General features: G+C 58.6%; 7 protein-coding genes and 1 tRNA gene. 1 reads left to right on the top strand and 7 read right to left on the bottom strand.

From position 1 onward, the window contains the following. Window positions 1-10 precede the first annotated feature (10 nt). Both DES53_RS07325 and DES53_RS07320 read right to left on the bottom strand, forming a co-directional pair. Entirely contained in the window at window positions 11-13,048 is a 13,038-nt protein-coding gene (locus tag DES53_RS07325) for a VCBS domain-containing protein (RefSeq protein ID WP_113957581.1), read from the bottom strand. Between the two features lie 453 nt (window positions 13,049-13,501). Then, window positions 13,502-14,344 (bottom strand): trypsin-like serine protease, encoded by an 843-nt coding sequence (locus tag DES53_RS07320; RefSeq protein ID WP_113957580.1) that lies wholly within the window; start codon window positions 14,342-14,344, stop codon window positions 13,502-13,504. A 531-nt stretch (window positions 14,345-14,875) separates the two neighbouring features. Here DES53_RS07320 and DES53_RS07315 point away from each other — a divergent pair. Next, complete coding sequence (locus DES53_RS07315; RefSeq protein WP_113957579.1) at window positions 14,876-15,229, top strand: hypothetical protein; 354 nt, start codon at window positions 14,876-14,878, stop codon at window positions 15,227-15,229. Between the two features lie 16 nt (window positions 15,230-15,245). Here the strand turns inward: DES53_RS07315 and DES53_RS07310 are convergent, their stop codons facing one another. The 5 genes from DES53_RS07310 to DES53_RS07290 all read right to left on the bottom strand — a co-directional run bounded on the left by DES53_RS07310 (window position 15,246) and on the right by DES53_RS07290 (window position 22,791). Then, window positions 15,246-19,418: a HEAT repeat domain-containing protein gene (locus DES53_RS07310; RefSeq protein WP_113957578.1), complete on the bottom strand. Its 4,173-nt coding sequence runs from the start codon at window positions 19,416-19,418 to the stop codon at window positions 15,246-15,248. A gap of 12 nt (window positions 19,419-19,430) precedes the next feature. Next, window positions 19,431-19,913 carry a hypothetical protein gene (locus DES53_RS07305; protein ID WP_113957577.1) on the bottom strand — a complete coding sequence of 161 codons (483 nt, stop codon included), beginning with the start codon at window positions 19,911-19,913 and terminating at the stop codon, window positions 19,431-19,433. Between the two features lie 321 nt (window positions 19,914-20,234). Beyond that, window positions 20,235-20,308 (bottom strand) — tRNA-Arg (locus tag DES53_RS07300). Between the two features lie 131 nt (window positions 20,309-20,439). Next, a complete protein-coding gene (locus tag DES53_RS07295; RefSeq protein ID WP_170156931.1) occupies window positions 20,440-21,513 on the bottom strand; it encodes a substrate-binding domain-containing protein in 1,074 nt (357 codons plus the stop codon). A 33-nt stretch (window positions 21,514-21,546) separates the two neighbouring features. Next, on the bottom strand, window positions 21,547-22,791 hold the full coding sequence (locus tag DES53_RS07290; RefSeq protein WP_170156930.1) for an MFS transporter: 1,245 nt from the start codon (window positions 22,789-22,791) through the stop codon (window positions 21,547-21,549). Between the last annotated feature and the right edge of the window lie 11 nt (window positions 22,792-22,802).

Here is a 22,802-nt window from a genome sequence, read left to right as displayed (position 1 = left end):
CGCGCGCCGACTAGGCGACGGCCGCGGGAGCATCTTCAGGTGCGGCTACGGTGTCCGGCACGGAGACTGCCTCGAGCTCCGCCACGGGTCCACCTGTTGCAGCCGCCGACTCCGCAAGCTGTGCGGAGCCGGAGGAGTCCTGGGTACCTGAGTCGCCGTCCTCTGGGGAATCGGGGCCGGTGGTCTCAGGTGACGTGGGAGGCAGCAGTGCCTCCACGGTATCCTGGTCTGATGCGAGCAGACCTTCTGGGGCGCCACCTGCCGGCTGGGAAAAGACCGAGAAGGTGGCGTCTTGCGCAATGCTCGTGGTGCCGTCTGTGTGGGTCACCACACTCTGGCCATGTACCTGCACCTCGCCATTGGCGGTGGTGTAGGTGGTGGCATCGGTGAATAGTGAGATGCTGGAGATGCCTGCATCCGCAAGCGTATGGAACTCACCCGCGTCACTCAGCCCATTGCTGTTGGCATCCTGCCAGATGCCTAGCTGGGCGAAGACGCTGTCTGCGGAATCCAGCAGGCCATCCGTGTTGTCATCGAAGTACATTCGCAGCGCCTCCATATCCGTGTGCGCATCTTCATGCCCATGGGTGAAGACAAACTCAGAGGCGCTGCTCACCTGGTGATTGCCATCCCGATCGTACACCAGGATGCCGTCATGATGGTCGACCCAGGAGACCTTGTCCGCGGCACCATCCCCATTGAAGTCAAACCTCACGTGGTTCATCGAATCGTCATGCGTGAGGTAATGCACACCATCACCATTCAGGTCCAGCGCCACGGGAGGAACTGGAGCATTGAGCGTGATATTGATGGGATTGGTGGAGACGGTCGTGTCCCCATCCGCATCTGTAAGCGCCACCTGGAAGCTCATGCCCACCTGCGGGATGTTGATGACATTCGCGGAGAAGGCGAATGCGCCAATGTCGAAGGCCTCGCCATTGTGTGCGGCGTTGGTCACACCATGGGCACCGGAAATGGGATTCTCGATTTCGAGCCGGTTGAATCCGCCACCGGAGGCCGTGACCATGAGAGTGTCATTCACATCCAGTCCGGTGACGAGATAGCCACCGAGGCCATCATTGACCAGCGAGCCCAGCACCAGGGGGGTAGTGGTATTGCTGCTCGCATCATACCACTGCAGTGCGGTGATGGTATTGAGCTGAGCATCCCCGGTATTCAGCGCCACTGCATGATCCGCGCTGCTGCCCGCAGGGTCGTCATTATCCGCATTGTAAATGCGCACCCACATTTCGATGTGATTGGTAGGTGAACCACTCGTATTGTCCTGGACAATCTTGAACTGGAAGTTGTTTACATTGTAGTGGATGCCGTAATCGTAGTCGTTGTTGCTCCCGTTGGAGGATGAACCGGCGGTCACAAAATCGAGACGGAGATTGTCCGTGTCGTTCATGGAGTTGTTTCCCACCCCGATACCGGTAGTACTGGAGTTCAGTGCCGAACCGCCCGAGGCGATATTGGTCACACCGGTGCCGCTGCGAGTGTAGCCAGAAAACAGCAAGTCCTGGTCCGTATTCGTACCCAATGGATCCTGCTGCACCTTGAAGGCCTGTGAACCCGATCCCAGCTGGCTGAAGTCCAACAGCACCGCCTGCTGTGTTGCGCCGATGGGATTGAGCACATTCACCTGGTAGGTATCCTGCGTCGCATTCGTGGGATCATGATTCAGTGTAACATTGAAGATCTGCGTGGCTCCCAACGCCCCGGGCGCGCCATCGACCCAGCCCTCCAGCCGGTTCGGCGTGGAGGAATTCGAGTCATGGTCCACCAAGTACAACTTGATGAGCGAACCACTGAGGCCGGAGGTGAGATTCACCGTATTTCCACCGATCACACCCGTGGCCTGCTGGCCATTGGTGATATTGGCAAAGGCGATGGTGCCCGGCTTGTCCGCACCCATGTTGTTGTCCACATCTCCGTCGCCGTCGAGCAGCGGCAACGGAAGACTGGAGGTGCTGGAGGCGCCAGCGGAGTTCACGAGGATTTCGGTCTGCGGGGTGATGCTGACAGGCGTGTCATCATTCACCGTGAGGGAAAGTGAGCCATCCACGAAATCGCCATCGGCATCGGTGACGCGGTAGTTCAGCGTAAAGTTCGCATCGTTCTCATTCGCGAGCAGCGCGTGGAGGATCGCTGCATTCTGCACCACGGAGTAGGCTCCGGAGGTCGGGTTCAGATTCACCGTCAGGACGGTGGTGCTGCCCTGCTTTACCAGCAGATTGTTTCCGGAGAGCTGGTAGCTGAAGCCCACAGGTGCACCCGTATTCAGCCAGGCGATCGTGCCGCCGTCGGCACCGAAGCTGTGGGACACCGTGCCGGTGGCATTGGCCGGGGCGAGGTCACCGGTGCCGCCAGGATTGCCGCCAGCTCCGATGACGTCGTCATCATCCACGATGATGGCGGCATTGCTGCCGGCGGTCGCGCTGTCGTCTTCAATCGTGACGGTCAGCGTTGTCGGCACCGTCGTGATGCCGTCCGAGACATTCACATCGAAAGCGAAGACAAACAGGTTCTCAAAGTCTCCTGGTGCATGGTCAATGTGTCCCTGCAGTGTGACCGTGAAGGCGCCCGCGTTGTTGATGACCACATCCATGATGGGAGTGGCCCCCACGGTGCCGACCAGATGATTCGTGCCGTCACCCACCCACGTGACATTCACTCCACCTGAAGTGAATGTACCAAGAGGCGGAGCCACCAGCGTGACCGTGAGAGGCTGGCCATCCGGGTCGGAGACGGAGATGGTGCCGGAGGCGGTGGCACTGTTGGTGCCATCGGTGGGATTGCCCACCGTGTCCGGGTTGGCCCCAGCCAGTCCTTCCTCCGACACCAGTGCTGTGCCTGTGCCCACCACCGGCGCGTCATTCGAACCAAAGATGGTGATGGTCAGCGTGGCGGAGGCACTGTCGGCAGTGCCGTCACTGGCGGTGTAGTTGAAGACATCCGTGATGGTCTCGCCAGCTTCCAGGCCTTGCACGGTCGCGTGGGCATCATTGAGGATGTAGTTGTATGAGCCGTTGCTGTTCAGTGTCAGCGTTCCATAGAGACCTGCGATGGCGACACCAACATTACCCGCATTGCCATTTACGGTGCTCACGGTCAAAGGTTCGATATCTACGTCCGTATCCGCCACATCGCTGAAGGATCCGCTCGGCGCACCCGCATGGGGCAGTGTCTGCAGCACATTGCCACTGGCATCGGCCCCATCTTCCTGCGCCCAGTTCGTGTCCGCATTGGCCACGGGCGCATCGTTGGTGCCAAAGATGGTGATGGTCAGTGAAGCGGAGGCACTGTTCGCCGTGCCATCGCTTGCCGTATAGGTGAAGGCCTCCGAGAGCGTCTCTCCCACATCCAGCGCCTGCACGGCGGCAAGCGCGTCATTCAGAATGTAGTTGTACGAGCCATTGCTATTGAGTGTCAGCGTGCCGTAGATACCTGCGATGGCTACCCCCACATTCCCCGCACTGCCGTTCACGGTGCTGACGGTCAACGGCTCCACATCCACATCGGTGTCCGCGATGTCACTGAAGGATCCGCTGAGCGAGCCAGCATGCGGCAGCGTCTGCAACACATTGCCACTCGCGTCAGAGACATCTTCCTGGGCCCAGTTGGTGTCGGCGTTGGCCACCGGGGCATCGTTGGTGCCGAAGATGGTGATCGTCAGTGTGGCGGAGGCGCTGTTGGCGGTGCCATCGTTCGCGGTGTAATTGAAGACATCCGTGATGGTTTCGCCCACATCCAGGGCCTGCACTGTGGCATGGGCATCATTCAGGATGTAGCTGTAGGCACCGTTGCCGTTGAGGGTGAGGGTCCCATACGTGCCCGCGAGGGCAATGCCCACATTCGCCCCGCTTCCGTTCACCGCACTAACCGTCAGCGTCTCCACATCCACATCCGTATCAGCAATGTCACTGAAGCTGCCACTGGGCGCGCCCGCATGCACCAGTGTCTGCAACACATTGCCGCTGGCGTCGGACACGTCCTCCTGAGCCCAGTTGGTGTCGGCATTGGCCACTGGGGCATCGTTGGTGCCGAAGATGGTAATGGTCAGCGTGGCCGCGGCTGAATTCGCACTTCCGTCGTTTGCAGTGTAGTTGAAGACATCCGTGATGGTCTCACCCACATCCAGGGCTTGCACGTCCGCATGGGCATCATTCAGGATGTAACTGTAGGCTCCGTTGGATCCCAGCGTCAGCGTTCCGTAGGTCCCCGCCACTGCAGCCCCCACATTGCCGGCACTGCCATTCACCGTACTCACGGTCAGCGTCTCCACATCCACATCTGTATCCGCGATGTCACTGAAGCTGCCACTGGGAGCGCCGGCGTGCGGCAGCGTCTGCAGCACATTGCCGCTGGCATCCGCACCATCCTCCTGCGCCCAGTTCGTGTCTGCATTGGCCACTGGGGCATCATTGGTGCCGAAGATGGTGATCGTCAGCGTGGCAGAGGCGCTGTTCGCCGTGCCATCGTTGGCGGTGTAGTTAAAGATATCCGTGATGGTCTCGCCGTCATCCAGCGCCTGCACTGAGGCATGCGCGTCATTGAGAATGTAGCTGTAGGCTCCGTTGCTATTGAGGGTGAGCGTGCCGTACGTGCCTGCCACGGCATTGCCGACATTCGCCCCGCTTCCATTCACCGCACTGACCGTCAGGGTCTCCACGTCCACGTCCGTATCGGCAATGTCACTGAAGGATCCACTGGGTGCGCCTGCATGTGCCAGGGTCTGCAACACATTGCCGCTGGCGTCGGACACGTCTTCCTGCGCCCAGTTGGTATCCGCATTCGCCACCGGCGTGTCGTTCGTTCCGAAAATGGTAATGGTCAGCGTGGCTCCCGCACTCGCCGTGCCATCCGTGGCGGTGTAGTTGAAGACATCGGAGAGCGTCTCACCGTCATCCAGGGCCTGCACCGCCGCGCTGCCATTGTTGAGCACGTAGTTGTAGGTGCCGTTGCCATTGAGGGTGAGCGTGCCGTGCGTTCCCAGAACCGCAATGCCCACATTGCCCGCCACCCCATTGACGCTGCCCACCGTCAGCGTCTCAATGTCCACATCCGTATCTGCAATGTCGCTGAAGGATCCGCTGGGAGCTCCTGCGTGTGCCAGGGTGAGCAGCACATTACCACTCGCGTTGGCTACGTCTTCCTTGGCCCAGTTGGTGTCCGCATTGGCCACCGGCGTGTCATTGGTGCCGAAGATGGTGATCGTCAGGGTCGCTGCCGCCGAGTTCGTGGTGCCATCATTGGCCGTGTAGTTGAAGACATCGATGATGGTTTCGCCAACATCCAGAGCCTGCACCGCAGCATGGGCGTCATTCAGGATGTAGCTGTACGCGCCATTGGCACCCAGAGTCAGGGTGCCGTACGTGCCGGCCACCGCTGCACCGACATTGCCCGCGCTGCCATTGACTGTGCTCACCGTCAGCGTCTCGAGATCCACGTCCGTGTCTGCAATGTCGCTGAAGGATCCGCTTGGTGCACCTGCGTGCACCAGGGTCTGCAGCACATTGCCGCTGGCATCAGCGCCGTCTTCCTGAGCCCAGTTTGTGTCTGCGTTCGCCACTGGGGTGTCGTTGGTACCGAAGATGGTGATCGTGAGCGTGGCTGCCGCCGAGTTCGTGCTGCCATCATTGGCCGTGTAGTTGAAGACATCGGTGATGGTCTCACCCACATCCAGGGCTTGTACCGCAGCAAGAGCATCATTCAAAATGTAGCTGTACGCTCCATTGGCTCCCAACGTCAGCGTGCCATAAGTGCCAGCCACCGCTGCACCGACATTGCCCGCGCTGCCATTGACTGTGCTCACCGTCAGCATCTCGACATCCACGTCCGTGTCCGCAATGTCGCTGAAGGATCCGCTTGGTGCACCTGCGTGTGCCAGCGTCTGCAACACGTTGCCGCTGGCATCGGCCCCGTCTTCCTGCGCCCAGTTCGTGTCCGCATTGGCCACTGGGGCGTCGTTGGTACCGAAGATGGTGATCGTCAGGGTCGCTGCCGCCGAGTTCGCGGTGCCATCATTGGCCGTGTAGTTGAAGACATCGGTAATGGTCTCACCCACATCCAGGGCCTGCACCGCAGCATGCGCATCGTTCAAGATGTAGCTGTAGGCGCCAGTCGCACCCAGAGTGAGGGTACCATACGTGCCTGCCACCGCGTTGCCCACGTTACCTGCCGCTCCATTCACGGAACTCACTGTCAGCGCCTCCACGTCCACGTCAGTGTCTGCAACGTCACCAAAGGTGCCACTCGGGGCGCCATTGTGAGCCAGGGTCTGCAGAACATTGCCACTGGCATCCGCACCATCCTCCTGCGCCCAGTTGGTATCCGCATTGGCAACGGGCGCGTCATTCGTTCCGAAGATGGTGATCGTGAGCGTCGCCGAGGCACTGTTGGCCGTGCCATCCGTCGCCGTGTAGGTGAATACATCGGTGATGAACTCCCCATCATCCAACGCCTGCACCGTCGCATGAGCATCGTTCAAGATGTAACTGTACGCCCCGCTCGCGCCCAACGTCAGCGTTCCGTACGTGCCTGCCACGGCATTGCCGACATTCGCCCCGCTTCCATTCACCGCACTGACCGTCAGCGTCTCGACGTCCACATCCGTATCGGCAATGTCACTGAAGGCTCCACTCGGAGCGCCGGCGTGGGCCAGGGTCTGCAGAACATTGCCGCTGGCATCCGACACGTCTTCCTGCGCCCAGTTCGTATCCGCATTCGCAACGGGTGCGTCGTTGGTTCCAAAGATGGTGATCGTCAACGTAGCGCCCGCGGTGGCAGTGCCATCGGTCGCGGTGTAGTTGAAGACGTCAGTGAGTGTTTCACCGTCGTCCAGGGCCTGCACCGCTGCGCTGCCATTGTTGAGCACGTAGTTGTAGGTGCCGTTGCCATTGAGGGTGAGCGTGCCGTGGGTACCAAGAACTGCATTGCCCACGTTGCCCCCCACCCCATTGACAGAGTTGACCGTCAGCGTCTCGATGTCCACATCGGTATCTGCGATGTCGCTGAAGGTGCCGCTAGGGGCACCCGCATGCGCCAGGGTGAGCAACACATTACCACTCGCATTGGCCACATCCTCCTTGGCCCAGTTGGTATCCGCATTGGCCACGGGCGAATCATTGGTGCCGAAGATGGTGATGGTCAGCGTGGCCGCGGCCGAGTTCGCAGTACCATCGTTCGCGGTGTAATTGAAGACATCGGTGATGGTTTCACCTACGTCGAGCGCCTGCACCGCGGCGTGCGCATCATTTAGGATGTAGTTATAGGCGCCGTTGGCTGCCAGGGTGAGGGTACCATAGGCACCTGCCACCGCTGCACCCACATTGCCCGCGCTGCCATTGACTGTGCTCACCGTCAGCGTCTCGACATCTACATCCGTGTCCGCGATGTCGCTGAAGGTTCCGCTCGGTGCACCTGCGTGTACCAGGGTCTGTAGCACATTACCGCTGGCATCGGAGACATCTTCCTGCGCCCAGTTCGTATCGGCATTGGCCACAGGGGCATCGTTGGTACCGAAGATGGTGATCGTGAGCGTGGCTGGCGCTGAGTTCGTGCTGCCATCGTTCGCGGTGTAATTGAAGACGTCGGTGATGGTCTCGCCCACATCGAGTGCCTGCACCGCGGCATGCGCATCATTCAGGATGTAGCTGTAAGCGCCGTTCGCTGCCAGGGTGAGGGTGCCATAGGTGCCGGCCACGGCCGCACCCACATTGCCCGGCACGCCATTCACGGAGCTCACGGTGAGTGGTTCCGCATCAGCGTCGGTATCGGCGTTGTCACTGAAGACACCGCTCGGAGCACCGTTATGGGGCAAAGTCTGCAGTACATTGCCGCTGGCATCAACGCCATCTTCCTGCGCCCAGTTCGTATCGGCAATAGCCACCGGTGCATCATTCGCGCCAAAGATGGTGATGGTCAGCGTGGCCGAGGCTGAGTTCGTGCTGCCATCGTTGGCGGTGTAGTTGAAGACGTCCGTGAGAGTCTCCCCTGCATCCAGCGCCTGCACAGATGCATGAGCATCATTCAATATGTAGCTGTACGCTCCATTGGAACCCAGCGTGAGTGTGCCATAGGCACCTGCCACGGCCGCGCCGACATTGCCCGGCACGCCATTTACGGAGCTCACGGTCAGCGTCTCGATATCGATATCGGTATCCGCGATGTCGCTGAAGCTGCCACTGGGCGCGCCGTTGTGTGCCAGCGTCTGCAGAACATTGCCACTGGCATCAGCGCCATCCTCCTGAGCCCAGTTCGTATCGGCATTGGCCACAGGCGCATCATTGGTGCCGAAAATGGTGATGGTCAGGTTGGCGGAGGCGCTGTTGGCCGTGCCATCCGTCGCCGTGTAGGTAAACACATCCGTGAGGGTCTCGCCGTCATCCAGGGCCTGCACGGAGGCGTGCGCGTCGTTCAAGATGTAGCTGTAAGCGCCACTCGCGCCCAGGGTGAGGGTACCGTACGTGCCTGCCACGGCACTCCCCACATTCGCCCCGCTTCCGTTCACCGCGCTCACAGTGAGTGACTCGATATCGACATCGGTGTCTGCGATGTCGCTGAAGGATCCGCTCGGAGCGCCGGCATGGGCAAGGGTCTGCAGAACATTGCCACTGGCATCCGACACGTCTTCCTTGGCCCAGTTCGTATCCGCATTCGCAACGGGTGCGTCGTTGGTTCCAAAGATAGTGATCGTCAACGTAGCGCCCGCACTGGCGGTGCCATCGGTCGCGGTGTAATTGAAGACATCCGTCAGTGTCTCGCCGTCATCGAGGGTCTGCACTGCTGCGCTGCCATTGTTGAGCACGTAGTTGTAGGTGCCGTTGCCGTTGAGGGTGAGCGTGCCGTGGGTGCCAAGCACCGCATTGCCTACATTGCCCCCCATCCCATTGACCGAGTTGACCGTCAGCGTCTCGATGTCCACATCGGTATCCGCGATGTCGCTGAAGCTGCCGCTGGGTGCGCCAGCGTGGGCCAGGGTCTGCAGAACATTGCCACTGGCATCCGACACGTCTTCCTTGGCCCAGTTCGTATCCGCATTGGCCACCGGCGTGTCATTGGTACCGAAGATGGTGATCGTCAGGGTCGCTGCCGCCGAGTTTGTGCTGCCATCGTTGGCGGTGTAATTGAAGACATCGGTGATGGTCTCGCCCACATCGAGCGCCTGCACCGCGGCGTGGCCGTCATTCAGGATGTAGCTGTACGCGCCGCTCGCTGCCAGGGTGAGGGTGCCATAGGTGCCCGCCACGGCCGCACCCACATTGCCCGGCACGCCATTCACGGAACTCACGGTCAGGGCCTCGATATCGACATCGGTGTCCGCGATGTCGCTGAAGCTGCCACTGGGAGCGCCGTTGTGTGCCAGGGTCTGCAGCACATTACCGCTGGCATCGGCGCCATCTTCCTGCGCCCAATTCGTATCGGGATTGGCCACAGGGGTATCATTGGTACCGAAGATGGTGATGGTCAGCGTGGCCGCGGCCGAGTTCGCAGTACCATCGCTCGCGGTGTAATTGAAGACATCGGTGATGGTTTCACCCACATCGAGCGCCTGCACCGCGGCGTGCGCGTCATTGAGGAGGTAGCTGTAGGCACCGGTAGCGGCCAGGGTGAGGGTGCCATAGGTGCCCGCCACGGCCGCACCCACATTGCCCGGCACGCCATTCACGGAACTCACGGTCAGGGCCTCGATATCAACATCGGTGTCTGCGATGTCACTGAACGCACCGCTCGGTGCGCCGTTGTGTGCCAGAGTCTGCAGCACATTGCCGCTGGCATCAGCGCCATCTTCCTGCGCCCAGTTCGTATCAGCATTGGCCACAGGAGCATCGTTGGTTCCAAAGATGGTGATCGTCAGTGTGGCTGGGGCTGAGTTCGTGCTGCCATCGTTGGCGGTGTAATTGAAGACATCGGTGATGGTCTCACCCACATCGAGCGCCTGCACCGCGGCGTGCGCGTCATTGAGGATGTAGCTGTAGGCACCGGTAGCGGCCAGGGTGAGGGTTCCATAGGTACCTGCCACCGCTGCGCCGACATTGCCCGGCACGCCATTCACGGAACTCACAGTCAACGCCTCGATATCGACATCGGTGTCTGCGATGTCGCTGAAGCTGCCACTGGGCGCGCCATTGTGTGCCAGGGTCTGCAGCACATTGCCACTGGCATCGGCGCCATCTTCCTGCGCCCAGTTCGTATCGGCATTGGCCACAGGGGCATCATTGGTACCGAAGATGGTGATCGTCAGGGTGGCGGAGGCACTGTTGGCCGAGCCATCACTGGCGGTGTAAGTGAATGCATCCGTGATGGTCTCACCTTCGTCGAGAGCCTGCACGGAGGCGTGCGCGTTGTTCAAGATGTAGCTGTACGCGCCACTCGCGCCCAAGGTGAGCGTACCGTAGGCACCGGCCACCGCACTCCCCACATTCGCCCCGCTTCCGTTCACCGCGCTCACAGTCAACGCCTCGATATCGACATCGGTGTCTGCGATGTCGCTGAAGCTGCCACTGGGCGCACCGTTGTGTGCCAGGGTCTGCAGCACATTGCCACTGGCATCAGCGCCATCTTCCTGCGCCCAGTTCGTATCGGCATTGGCCACAGGGGCATCGTTGGTTCCAAAGATGGTGATCGTCAGGGTGGCTGGGGCCGAGTTCGTGCTGCCATCGTTGGCGGTGTAATTGAAGACATCCGTGATGGTCTCACCTTCGTCGAGAGCCTGCACGGAGGCGTGCGCGTCATTGAGGATGTAGCTGTAGGCGCCGGTGGCTGCCAGGGTGAGGGTACCATAGGTGCCCGCCACGGCCGCACCCACATTGCCCGGCACGCCATTCACGGAACTCACGGTCAGTGCCTCGATATCGGCATCGGTGTCTGCGATGTCACTGAACGCACCGCTCGGTGCGCCGTTGTGTGCCAGGGTCTGCAGCACATTGCCACTGGCATCAGCGCCATCCTCCTGCGCCCAGTTCGTATCGGCATTGGCCACAGGGGCATCGTTGGTTCCAAAGATGGTAATAGTCAGGGCGGCCCCCGCACTGGCCGTGCCATCGGTGGCAGTGTAGTTGAAGACATCCGTGAGCGTTTCCCCATCATCCAGGGCCTGCACACTGGCATGTCCATTGTTGAGCAAGTAGGCATAGGTGCCGTTGCTATTGAGTGTCAGAGATCCATAGGTCCCTGCCACTGCGGCACCTACATTGCCGGCGCTACCGTTCACTTCACTCACGCTCAGCGGCTCATCATCCACATCCGTGTCCGCAACGTCGCTAAACGCGCCACTCGGAGCCCCATTGTGTGCCAGGGTCTGCAGTACGTTGCCATTGGCATTGACGATGTCCTCCTGCACCCAATTCGTATCCGCATTGGCCACCGGCGTGTCATTGGTGCCGAAGATGGTGATCGTCAGCGTGGCTCCGGCGCTGGCCGTGCCATCGGTGGCGGTATAGTTGAAGACATCGGTGAGCGTCTCACCATCGTCCAGCTTCTGCACATCCGCGTGAGCATTGTTCAACGCGTAGTTGTAGGTGCCGTTGCTATTGAGTGTCAGAGATCCATAGGTCCCTGCCACTGCGGCACCTACATTGCCGGCGCTACCGTTGACTTCACTCACACTCAGCGGCTCATCGTCCACATCCGTATCCACGATGTCGCTGAACGCGCCGCTGGGAGCCCCATTGTGCGCCAGGGTGAGCAACACATTACCACTCGCATTGGCCACATCCTCCTTGGCCCAGTTGGTGTCGGCATTGGCGATGGGTGCGTCATTCGTTCCGAAGATGGTGATCGTCAGAGTTGCAGAGGCAGAATTGGCATCGCCATCGGTCGCAGTGTAGTTGAAGACATCGGTGAGGGTCTCGCCATCATCCAATCCCTGCACGGTGGAGTCCTGAGGGTTCACCACATAGGTGTAGGCGCCGTCAGCATTGAGCGTCAGCGTGCCATAGGTACCCGCCACCGCGACGCCCACATTGAGCGCATTGCCATTGACTGAGCCGACGCTTAGTGGCTCCACATCCACGTCCGTGTCTGCTATATCGCTAAAAGCACCGCTCGGAGCTCCATTGTGCGGAAGGGTCTGAAGCACGTTCCCGCTGGCATCCGCCACATTCTCCTGGGCCCAGTTCGTATCCGCAAGCGCCACTGGGACATCGTTGGTGCCGAAAATGGTGATCGTCAGGGTGGCGCTCGCCGTCTGACCGGAGGGATCCGCTACCGTGTAGAAAAATGCCTCCACCAAACTCTCGCCTTCATCCAGCGCCTCCGGTGCGGGATTATTCGGGTTCAGCGTGTAGATGTACGCGCCATCCGCATTCAGAACGAGCGTGCCGTACTGCCCCTGCACCGTAACAACGGAAGAGCTCAGCGCCGTTCCCACCGTTCCCTGTACACCAGCGAGCGTCACCAGCAGGGCCGCACCCTCCGGTTCCGTATCCGCCACGTCGGCAAACGGCCCAATGCCCTTGTGCAAGCCATGCACCAAATTTTGCAACACATTCCCCAGGGCAAAGGCCGGGGTCACATCTGACTCCACGATGAAGTTGGTGTCATCCACTGCGGCAGGTGGCAGATCCGGTGGCGGCGGTGGGATGATTGCAGGCTGAACTTCTGGCGGCGGCGGTTCCGTCACGGGTTCCACGGGCGGAGCAGCGGGCTCCGTAAAAAGATCCACCTTTTCCTGCTCTACATCTGCGGGAGGCAGTCCATATGGCCCGAGCGGGGCAAAATCCAGGGCGTCATCGTCATAGGATGCGCGCCATAGCATGAACTCCTCCACGGCGGCCCCTTCGCTCACCGCGTTGATACTCACCTGCTTCAGCTGATCCAGATTGCTCCCATCATCCGGTATCAGCACGACATAGGTTCCGTCTTTCCACTGCACCACCACGCCATCCGCCAGCTTTGTCACGCTGGCTGGTGGCTCGCCGTCACGAGAGATATGGACATTTCCCTGAAAATGGACCGGAATACGTGCTTCCGATTTGACCTCGACGTTCTTTGTCTCGCGCCGTCCCGTGGAGGCGTTTGACTCGATGATGGAAATTTTCATGGCGAGTGATCATGGGTGTGCCTGAGGGTGCGAGATTCGCCATTCGCAAAGGTGCGACACAGAAATGCAACGGCGCAAAGACGCGCGATCACGCGTATTGGGAGGACGATAAACCAGACCGAACTACTGACGCTCTCCAGTGTGCTGTGACTAACTGACGCGGGGATTTACCGACGGAAGGCTGAATGACCAGCCGCAATGGTTCTTTGCGGAGTGGATAAACGAATATTCACTCTTGTCCACAATTTTGTAATATTTTCTTTCTTTTGCGAATCTCTCTCAATTTCGAAAGGCTATTTCAACCCTCCATTGCATATGCGCAAAATTTCTTAAAATATCCCGCAATCATGAGCTAATTTGCTGCAATTGCGGGTGCCGTGTGAGGGACAAAAAGTCACGCGAGAAGTGCGTTGCACATCGAGCTCTAACTGGGAGTTTTTGCCCAGCGTTGTGTTATTTTGCGGTGTCGCTCATCCGCTCCACGATCTGTGCGCTGTACATGGTCAGGTCACCGACATAGGTCCTGGCTCCATACGGCACAAAACCACTCAACTGGGACACGGCAAAAATGCAGCCCGCGAGTTTCCACTTTTGGGTTTCTGCATCGAAAATGAACGCCGCCCCGCCAGAATCCCCCTCAGCCGCCTGACCGCCGGAAGCCTTTTCCCGGAAAGTCGTGGCGAAGCAATGCGTCTTGTAGCCACCTCGGGTAGCGGCCGGCTGACTCACCTCGTCAGTGGTGGCCAATGCCCAGCGCTTCTCGCGGGTAGTGCGCTGCTGAATGCCAAACCTCACAGGCCCCTCCTCCCGTACCTCCATCTCCACATAGCCCGTGCCCACGAGAATCACGGGCGTCTTTGACTCCACCCCCGCGGTACTGAGAGGCACGTCCGGCAGACGTCGAAGGGCGGACATTTCACCATCTTCATCCACACGGAACAATGCCAGATCGGACTTGGAGCCGTCTGGATTCACCATGACGTGCCATGTACCCTTGATGGGCCGGTAGCAGGAACCGTCAGAAAGCTGGAAGGGAAGGCAGCCCACATGGGCGCTGGTCAGCACCCAACCGTTCCCTAGGTACAAACCTGTACCCATGCCCACCGTCCCAATGTTCTCCCAGAAGGGAAACGACGTCGGTTGGCTTCCGATATCCGCCCCTACGCCCAAGACCGCTTGGGGAATGGCCTCCGGCTGTCGATGACCCGAAACCTGGATCGTATCCGGAGAGAGCACGATCGCGTGAAGGTTCGTCACGGTAAGGCAAAGAGCCGCGAGGAGGGAGGATTTCATCATGCTTGGAAACCTTCTGTCAAATTTAACACACTTTTCACAAATATCATACACACCTGGGGCGGAATTCACCGTTTGCCGGAGCGGTCACTCAGAGCGGGTAGCGCGGCACCATAGGCACCGTGCTGGAGGACATCACGACCACAACCGCGAGGGCGCTGAAGAATCAGGCCTCTCACACACCGTCCCTATCAGCCACCTACAATGCGGCTTTCGATTGGCGACGGAGGGTTGGGAGTCGGAGGACTATTGGGGGGCTTTGAAGGGATTCACTCGGGGGGCTTTGTTTGACAGAAGAACTTTGCGAAATTTGCACAAAAAATGCAACAAAAATATCATTTCTGAGAGCAAAGGGCTTTACCCGGACGTTCGGTCAGCGATTTCTCAGATGACGCGCCCGGAGCGCCTCATGCCACATGGCATCTCCTGCGATCTGCAGCAAGTTGGGAGGTATGCTTCATCGAAGTGACAGCAGGGATATCAATACCAACTCGCGACTTCACGGTTGGTTTGAAAAGTAGCGGACAACTACCAATGAAGATAGTTGCCCTCGCCTTCCATGCATTGACCGTCACCGTCGCGCTCATAAGCCTGATTGCGAGGTATACGGGCATAGCCGAAGCTCTTATCGCTGGCTTACCCTCTGCCGCCACCATTGTTTGCCTACTTCGGCCAATGCTGATCCCTAAGATTATCGCGTTCACCGCATCCGGCCTGTGGGCTTTGGCCGGCATCAACGTCCTTCTCGGCTCGAGAGACCTGATGGGATTCTGCATCGTACTCGGAATGCTGGGCAGGGTGTTTGTCACCATTGGGGCGCTTGTCGGTACTGTACCACGGGCAAAGCAGCCAGCCTCCACACTGGAAGGCGACCTGTCCGACCGGTGAGGGGGAATAGTTTGCTTTACGGCTCTAGCCGCCACCATGGCGCCATCCGAGAGCTCACACCGTCCTTCAAACGCTCTCCGCGACAATACTCCTTTAGCTTGCGGCCTCCCATTGAGACGTTGCGAGATCGTGAGGAAACGCTACACCAGTGAGACCAAAAGAGACGGATGAGCACGCGGTTTCGCGGTGATTGCCTGGCAAGTCTTGTCCGAAGATCCTCTGACTCGATCCAAGCAAAGACCATGGGAGAAAACGCCGGTCTAATCTCGATGAAGGTGGAAATGATATCCTCAGGAGACTGTGCGGCGAGAATATCGAGATAGCGCTCACGGCAGGCCATTTCGCTTGTACATACATCCGAAGCCCAAACGGCATGTTCGCGCACCCAAAAGCTAGGATCCCCGTCGCGAAGCTCAGCTAGACGGATCAGGGAGTCTTCATCACCCTGAAATGCCAGAAGCGTAACCGCAAGCGCTCGCACTTCGGCGTGACCGTCAAACATCCACTCGTGTGCAAACCTTGCAATGGAGGCCAAATTGCCAGCAGCATGGGCAGCAAGCACTTGCCACAGAATCTCCTCATCGCTGTCCGTATCAAAAATCATTTGCCGGCGCTTGTTTCGAACTACAGGAAAATCATTTAAGGTTGTCTCCCAAAGCACTTGTGTTCGTCGCGATATTGCTCCTTCACAGCTCGTCACACGGACGTAAGGGTGCGGCTCCCACAGTTCCTGATGATCGAGTATCGCACTCGGCACGAGACGTAAAAGAGAGATCGTTACGTCATCAACAAAAGAAGCGATGTCCATCGTTGCAGCCGGCCCAGCCGCAGCTGCCAGTCTCAAGAACTCCTCAGCCCAGGGGACAAACTCTTCAATGGCTATTCGGCTCCAATGGTGGAGTGGGCCAGCAGCGTTGAACTCGGCCAATTCACGCCGGGAAGACGCACGTCGCTTTGCCACATAGCCATTGAGGTTGTCGTATTTCCCGGCAACATCAGCCTCTGTGGCAGAAGGGCGATTTGTTTCGCGGTCCCCCCCCCAAGCGGGGCTCGAAGTACTCAACCATGTGCGCTGTTCACCCGATGGCGGCGCCAAGCGTGCGCCTTCGTATTGCCCTTCGCTACCGACCCGAATCTCCAATGTATCGCTGGGTGTCGACGATGACTCCATGGGAATTGCAGCGAGCGCAACAGCCGCCAAGTCACGTCCCCAGGTGCGTAGCTCTTCATCCATTTGACAATGATAAAGCAGCCAACCGCCTGAGGTAAATGATGCATAAGTTCTGATGGCTTCCCAAGACAGGTTGGGCCGCTCGTCGGCTTTTAAGGCGCTTCCCCATCGATGAGCATTAAAGCCGAAATGAAACTCTACGAATACTGGATGAGAGATCGCAGCTTCAAGGAGTTCAGCGTCTGAAGCCCGTGCAGCTATGAGGAATAATGGGAACCGGAATTCGGGAAGATCTTTTAGACGATCTGCGAGTTCAAGGGCCCATTTACCAACTTCGATTGAAGGCTTACGTAGAACGTAAGCAAACACCAGGAGCCAGTGACTCGCGAGCTTCCTAGCATTGGCAGTTGGCGCGTTCTCAAAGGTTCCAAGGGCGCTTTCAAATTCATGTCGAGCAATGGAGTCAAAACCCTCAGGGGCCAGCTCTGCGAAAGCCATCGGCAGCGGCAACAAACCGATGTACGAGCTCCCTAACCGTGGAAGTGTGAGTGTTTCCGTGGCTCGAAGCCAAGTTCGGAGATCATTGGTCGAACCGTCGCAGAGAATCAACTCGGTGAACCGCGCGGCGGCGTGGTAAAAGTCATTCTGATTGGTAGGATCTTGTCTGAGACCGAGGGCGGCCTGGACAAGAACGCCGTCCGGATCCGTCGGAGGTATGCATTCATCAAGGCCAATAACACTCCTGTCGGGATTGGGACCTTCAATGGCTGCTTGCCAGCGAAGTCGTAGCGCCTTCATCGCTACATCGCGACGATATCTAGCTAGGTATGGGAACAAATCATCCAGTATATGTTCGTCTCGACTGTTTGGGAGCGGCACGACATTTTGAAGGACACCGGCTGCTTCCGCCATGGCAACGACTTCCTCTATCTCATCGGAGGTGAGAAGGGGCAGGTCTCGCCGCATAGCGAGCCTGCCGACCAAGCCGAGACCAATCAAATTCCGTCTCGGGGTATTGGTCGGATCCAAAACTTTCCGGAATTCAGAAAAAAGGGCGCTATCCCCTCTGTCGCTCCCATTTTCAAAGATATCTTCCGCATCGCCCAGTAATGTAGGCCACTTAACCATTCGCCACAGCCGAGCAAAACTGCGCAGGTTCTGCCACTCTTCACTTTCTACAGGGAGGTCGCGTGCTGGGTGCGCAAGTGCTTTCAACGCTGATTCTCCTAAATGCCAGCGTGCCAGCAGCCCCAATGGCTCTGTCGAACTTTTGATTGGGAACCTCGCCGGATACTCGGCGGTGCCTTGTTCGAAGTAGCAAAACTCCTCTGACAGGTGACAGTCGATCAGCGCGGGAAGCAGCGCCGTGTCTGGACGAAACGAGATAATGCCAATCGCAGCGTAGGAAAGACGAAGCTGCTCCGGGGATTGTGCTGCAACAAGCTGCGACGGGGGAACTTCATTACCGTCTTTGCTACCTGTTGCGTCTCCCGGGAAGACAAATCTCAGCCAACGCTCCAGGATAGGCTTGAGCGGTGACTTAACATCGTCGCCAATGCGCCACCGTGTCGCCAGAGGAGTGATGAGGAGCGTCTCAAATTTACCGGGCAGATGCTCACGAAAAAATGCCTCTACCGCATCGATGTACGAATGGAGGTCATTGCTGACAAAGAAATCCAGTGATTCGACGTTCAAAGAGTTGTTGTGATGCAAAGCCCATAGCCGAAACAGCGCGGTCCTTGCTTGAATGCAGGTGAAGCGAGGTTGCAAGAACGTAAGCAGTAGAGCGAGGTGGACAGCACGCGCCTTGTGGTCGTTCGATGCTGCAGGTTCAAGCATTTGTTGGACATGTTCACACAATTGATCCGAATTACGGTCCGTCCCTTGAAGTTCAGTAACTCGCTGGATGACCAATGCCCAGCCCAAAACTAAGTGATCGCTATTCAGAACGGTTTCACTCCAGTCCGCTGTCACAAAGATCCGTTGTTCACAAAGATCAGCTCGTGCCTTGTCCAAACCAGGCAAATGCTGTCGCAATTCGGCGGTTGCTATCGATTTTGTTTCCTTTTCGGGCCAGCCAATCCGCTTCGCCAGGTGTGAAAGAATCTCCGACGGAGTGCTGCCCAGCTCCTCATGTAAGTCGATCCATTGCGGATCGCGCCTTTCGAGCTTAGCCTCTAGCTCAGCGAGCAAGAGCACGTCGCGCGTGAGGTGGGAAAGCGACGAGAGTCTGTCACGCAATCTCAAGCATAGCTGAAAATAGCGCGGCACGCTTGCCAGCTTCCGGATCCCCTCCGATAGAGCTTCGGGAGCGAGGTCCGGAGCAAATGTTGCCAATGCAGCGGCGAACTCCGTTTCATCAAATGGTTCGACGTCGATGATTTCGGAGTTGCCCCAGAACTTTCCACCCGCGCCGGGGCGATGCAGCAGCGGTCGGGACGTGAAGAGAAGCCGCAACTTCGAGCGGAGCTCTGGGCCGTGCTGGTGGTAATCGTAAAGCAATCCCTCGGCCGCTTTCCAAGCGCCCCGTTCATTGGCACCATCCAAGATTAGCAGTACCGCATCATGCCAGCGCTGGAAGACTTTCTTCGCCACGCTGTGAATGCGGCGATCGCCAGGCATGAATAGGCTTTCGGCCGCCATGTGGACAACTTCCTCTATGTTCGCAGCTTGACGCCATGCGAGGCTATCAAGCCAAAACACAACTGGGAGATCACCCGCTAGATTGCCAGCGAAGTCTGCGGCAACCCATGTTTTTCCCGCACCTTCTTCTCCTTGAAGCACGGCGACTCCAATTTTTTCCTGATCCCACCATTCTTTTATCGCACTTCGCAGTCGCGGTCTTGGTACAGCATTGGAAATGTCGATCTGATTGTGGAAATGGCTGCCAAGCACGCCACCGTGGAGTCGCGCTTGTAGCTTCGCTGACGCTTTCTCACTAGCCACAGCCCTACTGGCTATCCCAGAAAGTTCCGCGTGGAACTGATTCAGAGCTTCAGCGTAATTAGGCGTCTCCATCTGCACCGCAGCTCATTCATCTGCGGAAGCCATCAGCTCTGGTAAGAACTGCTTGAGAATACCCCAATGTTTTACACACAGAGCACCCAAAGGGATCATCGTGCCGTCCAATACCAACAGCAGCAAGTCCACGCCGGTTTCTTCAGTCAGCTTCTCAAGTCTCAGTTTGAGCTGGCTGTCTGCCTTGGTGGTTGCGAGAATGTAGACGTCGGTCAGAGGACATTCTCTAAGAACACGCTGAATGTCCGCTTCCACCGCGCTTCCGGCGACCTTGGATTTTTTGTAGAGTTTCGCCTGAATTGAAACGCCTGCCATAGGGCTGTAGGCGTCTCCGGTAGGCTGATCCCCTGACCTAGCCAAATAGAACGGCTTGCCCGTTTCGGCGGCAAGGAGCCTTGCCATCAGTCCCTCGAAGCCATGCTGGCCACTGGGATCTAGATGGTCGGTAAGTGCTTGGCGAAGGTCACTCCAGCATGTCAGATTCAATGCGGGCATATGTGTTTCCTCGCAGGATAAAGAGAAGGCCTGAATGGAGTAAAGAAGTTCGGAAGGGTGAGAGTTTGCACCGTCTGCAAAAAACTCCCCGATAGCCGACCAAATCAATAGGTACCCTTCGTTTACCCTACGCCCCGAGCCATGCACACGCTTGGCCACGTTAGAGCCAGCCAACTGAAGCTAGCACTTCGATTTTCCCGCCGATTTCGGGAAACTGGTGGAAGACACGGCCCAAGAATTCCAATGGCGAATCGGCTCTCAGAATGCACAACAGCCGACCCAAGTTTTCGAGCGTAATCAGCGTAACTTGCTGAGAGGAAGCGCACCCGTCAGGATTCGAACCTGAAACCTTCTGATCCGTAGTCAGATGCTCTAATCCGTTGAGCTACGGGTGCATTTGCTGCGTTATGCAGCGGGATTGAGATAGTAGTTGGGATGGCGGAGTTGTCAAATTCGGTGGCACCCTTTTTCAAGAAATCTGAAACTTTGTGCCGTCTCCCCCGCCACGGACTCCATGGTCCGTACTTTATTCGGTCTGAGGCTTCGGCAGGGACTGGCGCTCAAAGTTGGCGGCATTCGAGGGGGTGATGAGGATGGGTTTCACCCGCTGGTGCTTTTTGAGTGTCTGGCTCGCATCGTCCAACACCCGCTCAATGTCCCGCCAGGCGACATCGACCAGAGGTGGATGGTAGATGGTGGCGTCCAGCACACTTTTGTTCACCAAGCTTGCTCCGCCATCAGCGCCGGGTACGGCGTCGGTGCCGAGGACCAGGATGGACTCGCGAGTTTCCACGCTGGTCTCGCGCAGTTGTTTTGCAGCACCGGAGGCCATGAGGTCGTTGTGGGCGTACACCACATCGAATTGCTTCTGTAACCGGAGCGCTTCCTGAATGCGCGCTGCGGCATCTTTGTCGTTCCATTGCGCGGGAGCGTCATGCACCAGGACCACGCCAGGCTCTCGCTGGAGAGCCTCGCTGAATCCCAGCGCACGCTCGGAAGAGGCGCTTCCCTCGTCACCGCGCAGTTGCACCACACGGCCCACAGGTACCGGCTTGCCTTCGTCGGAGGCTTTTGTCCTGAGGGCTTGAACGATAAAATCGGCGGCCATCGCTCCGAGACGCCGCTCATCACAGGATATGGACGCGGTGAAGGCATCCTCCGGGAGTTGTGCTGACATCGCGATCACTTGGACACCACCGGCAATGGCTCCACGCAGGGCAGGCGCGACCACGGATTCCTGCAGGGGGAAGATCACGATGAACTTCGCCCCCTCAGCCTGGGCATCGCGGACCTGCCGCGCCTGTTCCGCGGCACTGCCACCCGCACCGTAGCGCATGACGGCCATCCCGGGTCGGGTGCGGGCCAGGCGCTCCAGGAGGGCACACTGATAGTTGCGAAGGGGGATCTCAACGGTGTCTGCCAAGATGGCGACCTTCACGCGGCCGTCCTTCTCACGTGAGGGTGGCGCGCCATACTGCTCCATCGGATCCTTCGGCTTGCAGGAGGGCGAGATAAGGAGCATCAGGCAAAGGAACAGTAGCCCCCCCACGGTCTGCCCACCAGCGGGGCGACTCTGGATAGCAGGGACGATGGGAAGCATTCTGGGGTTGGGAAGCATGCTGGAAAGGTTGTATCACAGAGCTTCATCATCGGAAAGCTCGGGTCGCACTTCGCGTCCGCCAATGCGCTCTCCCTTCTTGCGTACGGCGATGAATCCGCTGGCGGCCACCACAAGGCCCGCGCACACCCAAGCCATGGTGGTGAAGGACCACCACTCGACCATGCCATACGCGAGGAAAGGAGCAAGGACGCCGCGAATGCCAGTGAGGAAGGTGTGCACACTCATGTATTCGGCCACCGCATGCTCCGGCGCGAGTTTTGTGACGAAGAGTGCCCACGCGACATTCCCACCCGCGAGTGAAAGTCCGGAGAGGGCCATCCCACTGCCCCACCACCAGTGATTGTCCCCGAGGTAAAAGCACAGGATGGACGCTGCCGTGATGAGGTTCAGCGTGATGCGCACCACAAAGAATGGAGCATGGTCGAAGAGCACACCCCAGTGGTAGCTGGATGCCAGACGGGCCACCAAAGGGACCACACCCGTGAGCAGCGCCACCTGCTCCGCACCCAAAGCGATGCCGTGCGCGGGATTGGCCAGATACTCGACGAAAAGCGAGTACGCGATGAGATTGCCCACGCCCATCATCATCCAGGAGATCAAAAGTGTGCGGAAGTCGCGATCCTCACGCACCCACCGCCATGAACGCCAGAGCCTCTGATCCTCCGACTCTGGTACCTCCCAAGGCGTAGCAGGCAGGCCGTAGGTGAGCCAGCCACTGATAAAAGCCATCAAGGCAAAGACCCACAACAGCCACGGATAGGAGTCCATCTTCCAGCCAAGCAACCATCCTGCCGCCCAACTGAAGAGCGCCGCACCCAGCGAGCGCGTGATGCTCGTGATGGCATAGAGCCTGCCACGCTTCTCCCGCGGATAGTTGGTCCGGTAGAGCTGGGTCATGAGCGGTATCTGCAGCGCGAAAAGGATGAATCCAAAACTGATGCCCGTGATGAACATCACCTCCGAACCTGGGAAAAGAGCAGCGAGCGCAAAGCACCCGGCGCCCACCAGTTGCGTCACCGCTGCCGTCTGCGCCACCGTGCTGCGCATGCGCAGCAGCAGCGGCACGACAAAGATCGCCGCAATCATCCCCGCCCGTGGACTGCTGAGGAAGACAGCCTTTGCAGCATCACTCGCAGCAAAGACCTGCACCGCCACGATCATGCCGAACGTGGTGTAGGCGGTATCCAGAATCCCTGCCGGGGCAGACCTCCACATCTCATTGCGAAACATGATGGCGGAGGGCGTGGCTGGTGACATGGGGAGCCGGG

Origin of the sequence: Roseimicrobium gellanilyticum, from assembly GCF_003315205.1 — a bacterium.
In the GTDB taxonomy this organism is placed as follows: Bacteria; Verrucomicrobiota; Verrucomicrobiia; order Verrucomicrobiales; family Verrucomicrobiaceae; genus Roseimicrobium; species Roseimicrobium gellanilyticum.
Note: the sequence above shows the minus strand (reverse complement) of the source record. Positions and strands in the feature narration are given on the sequence as shown.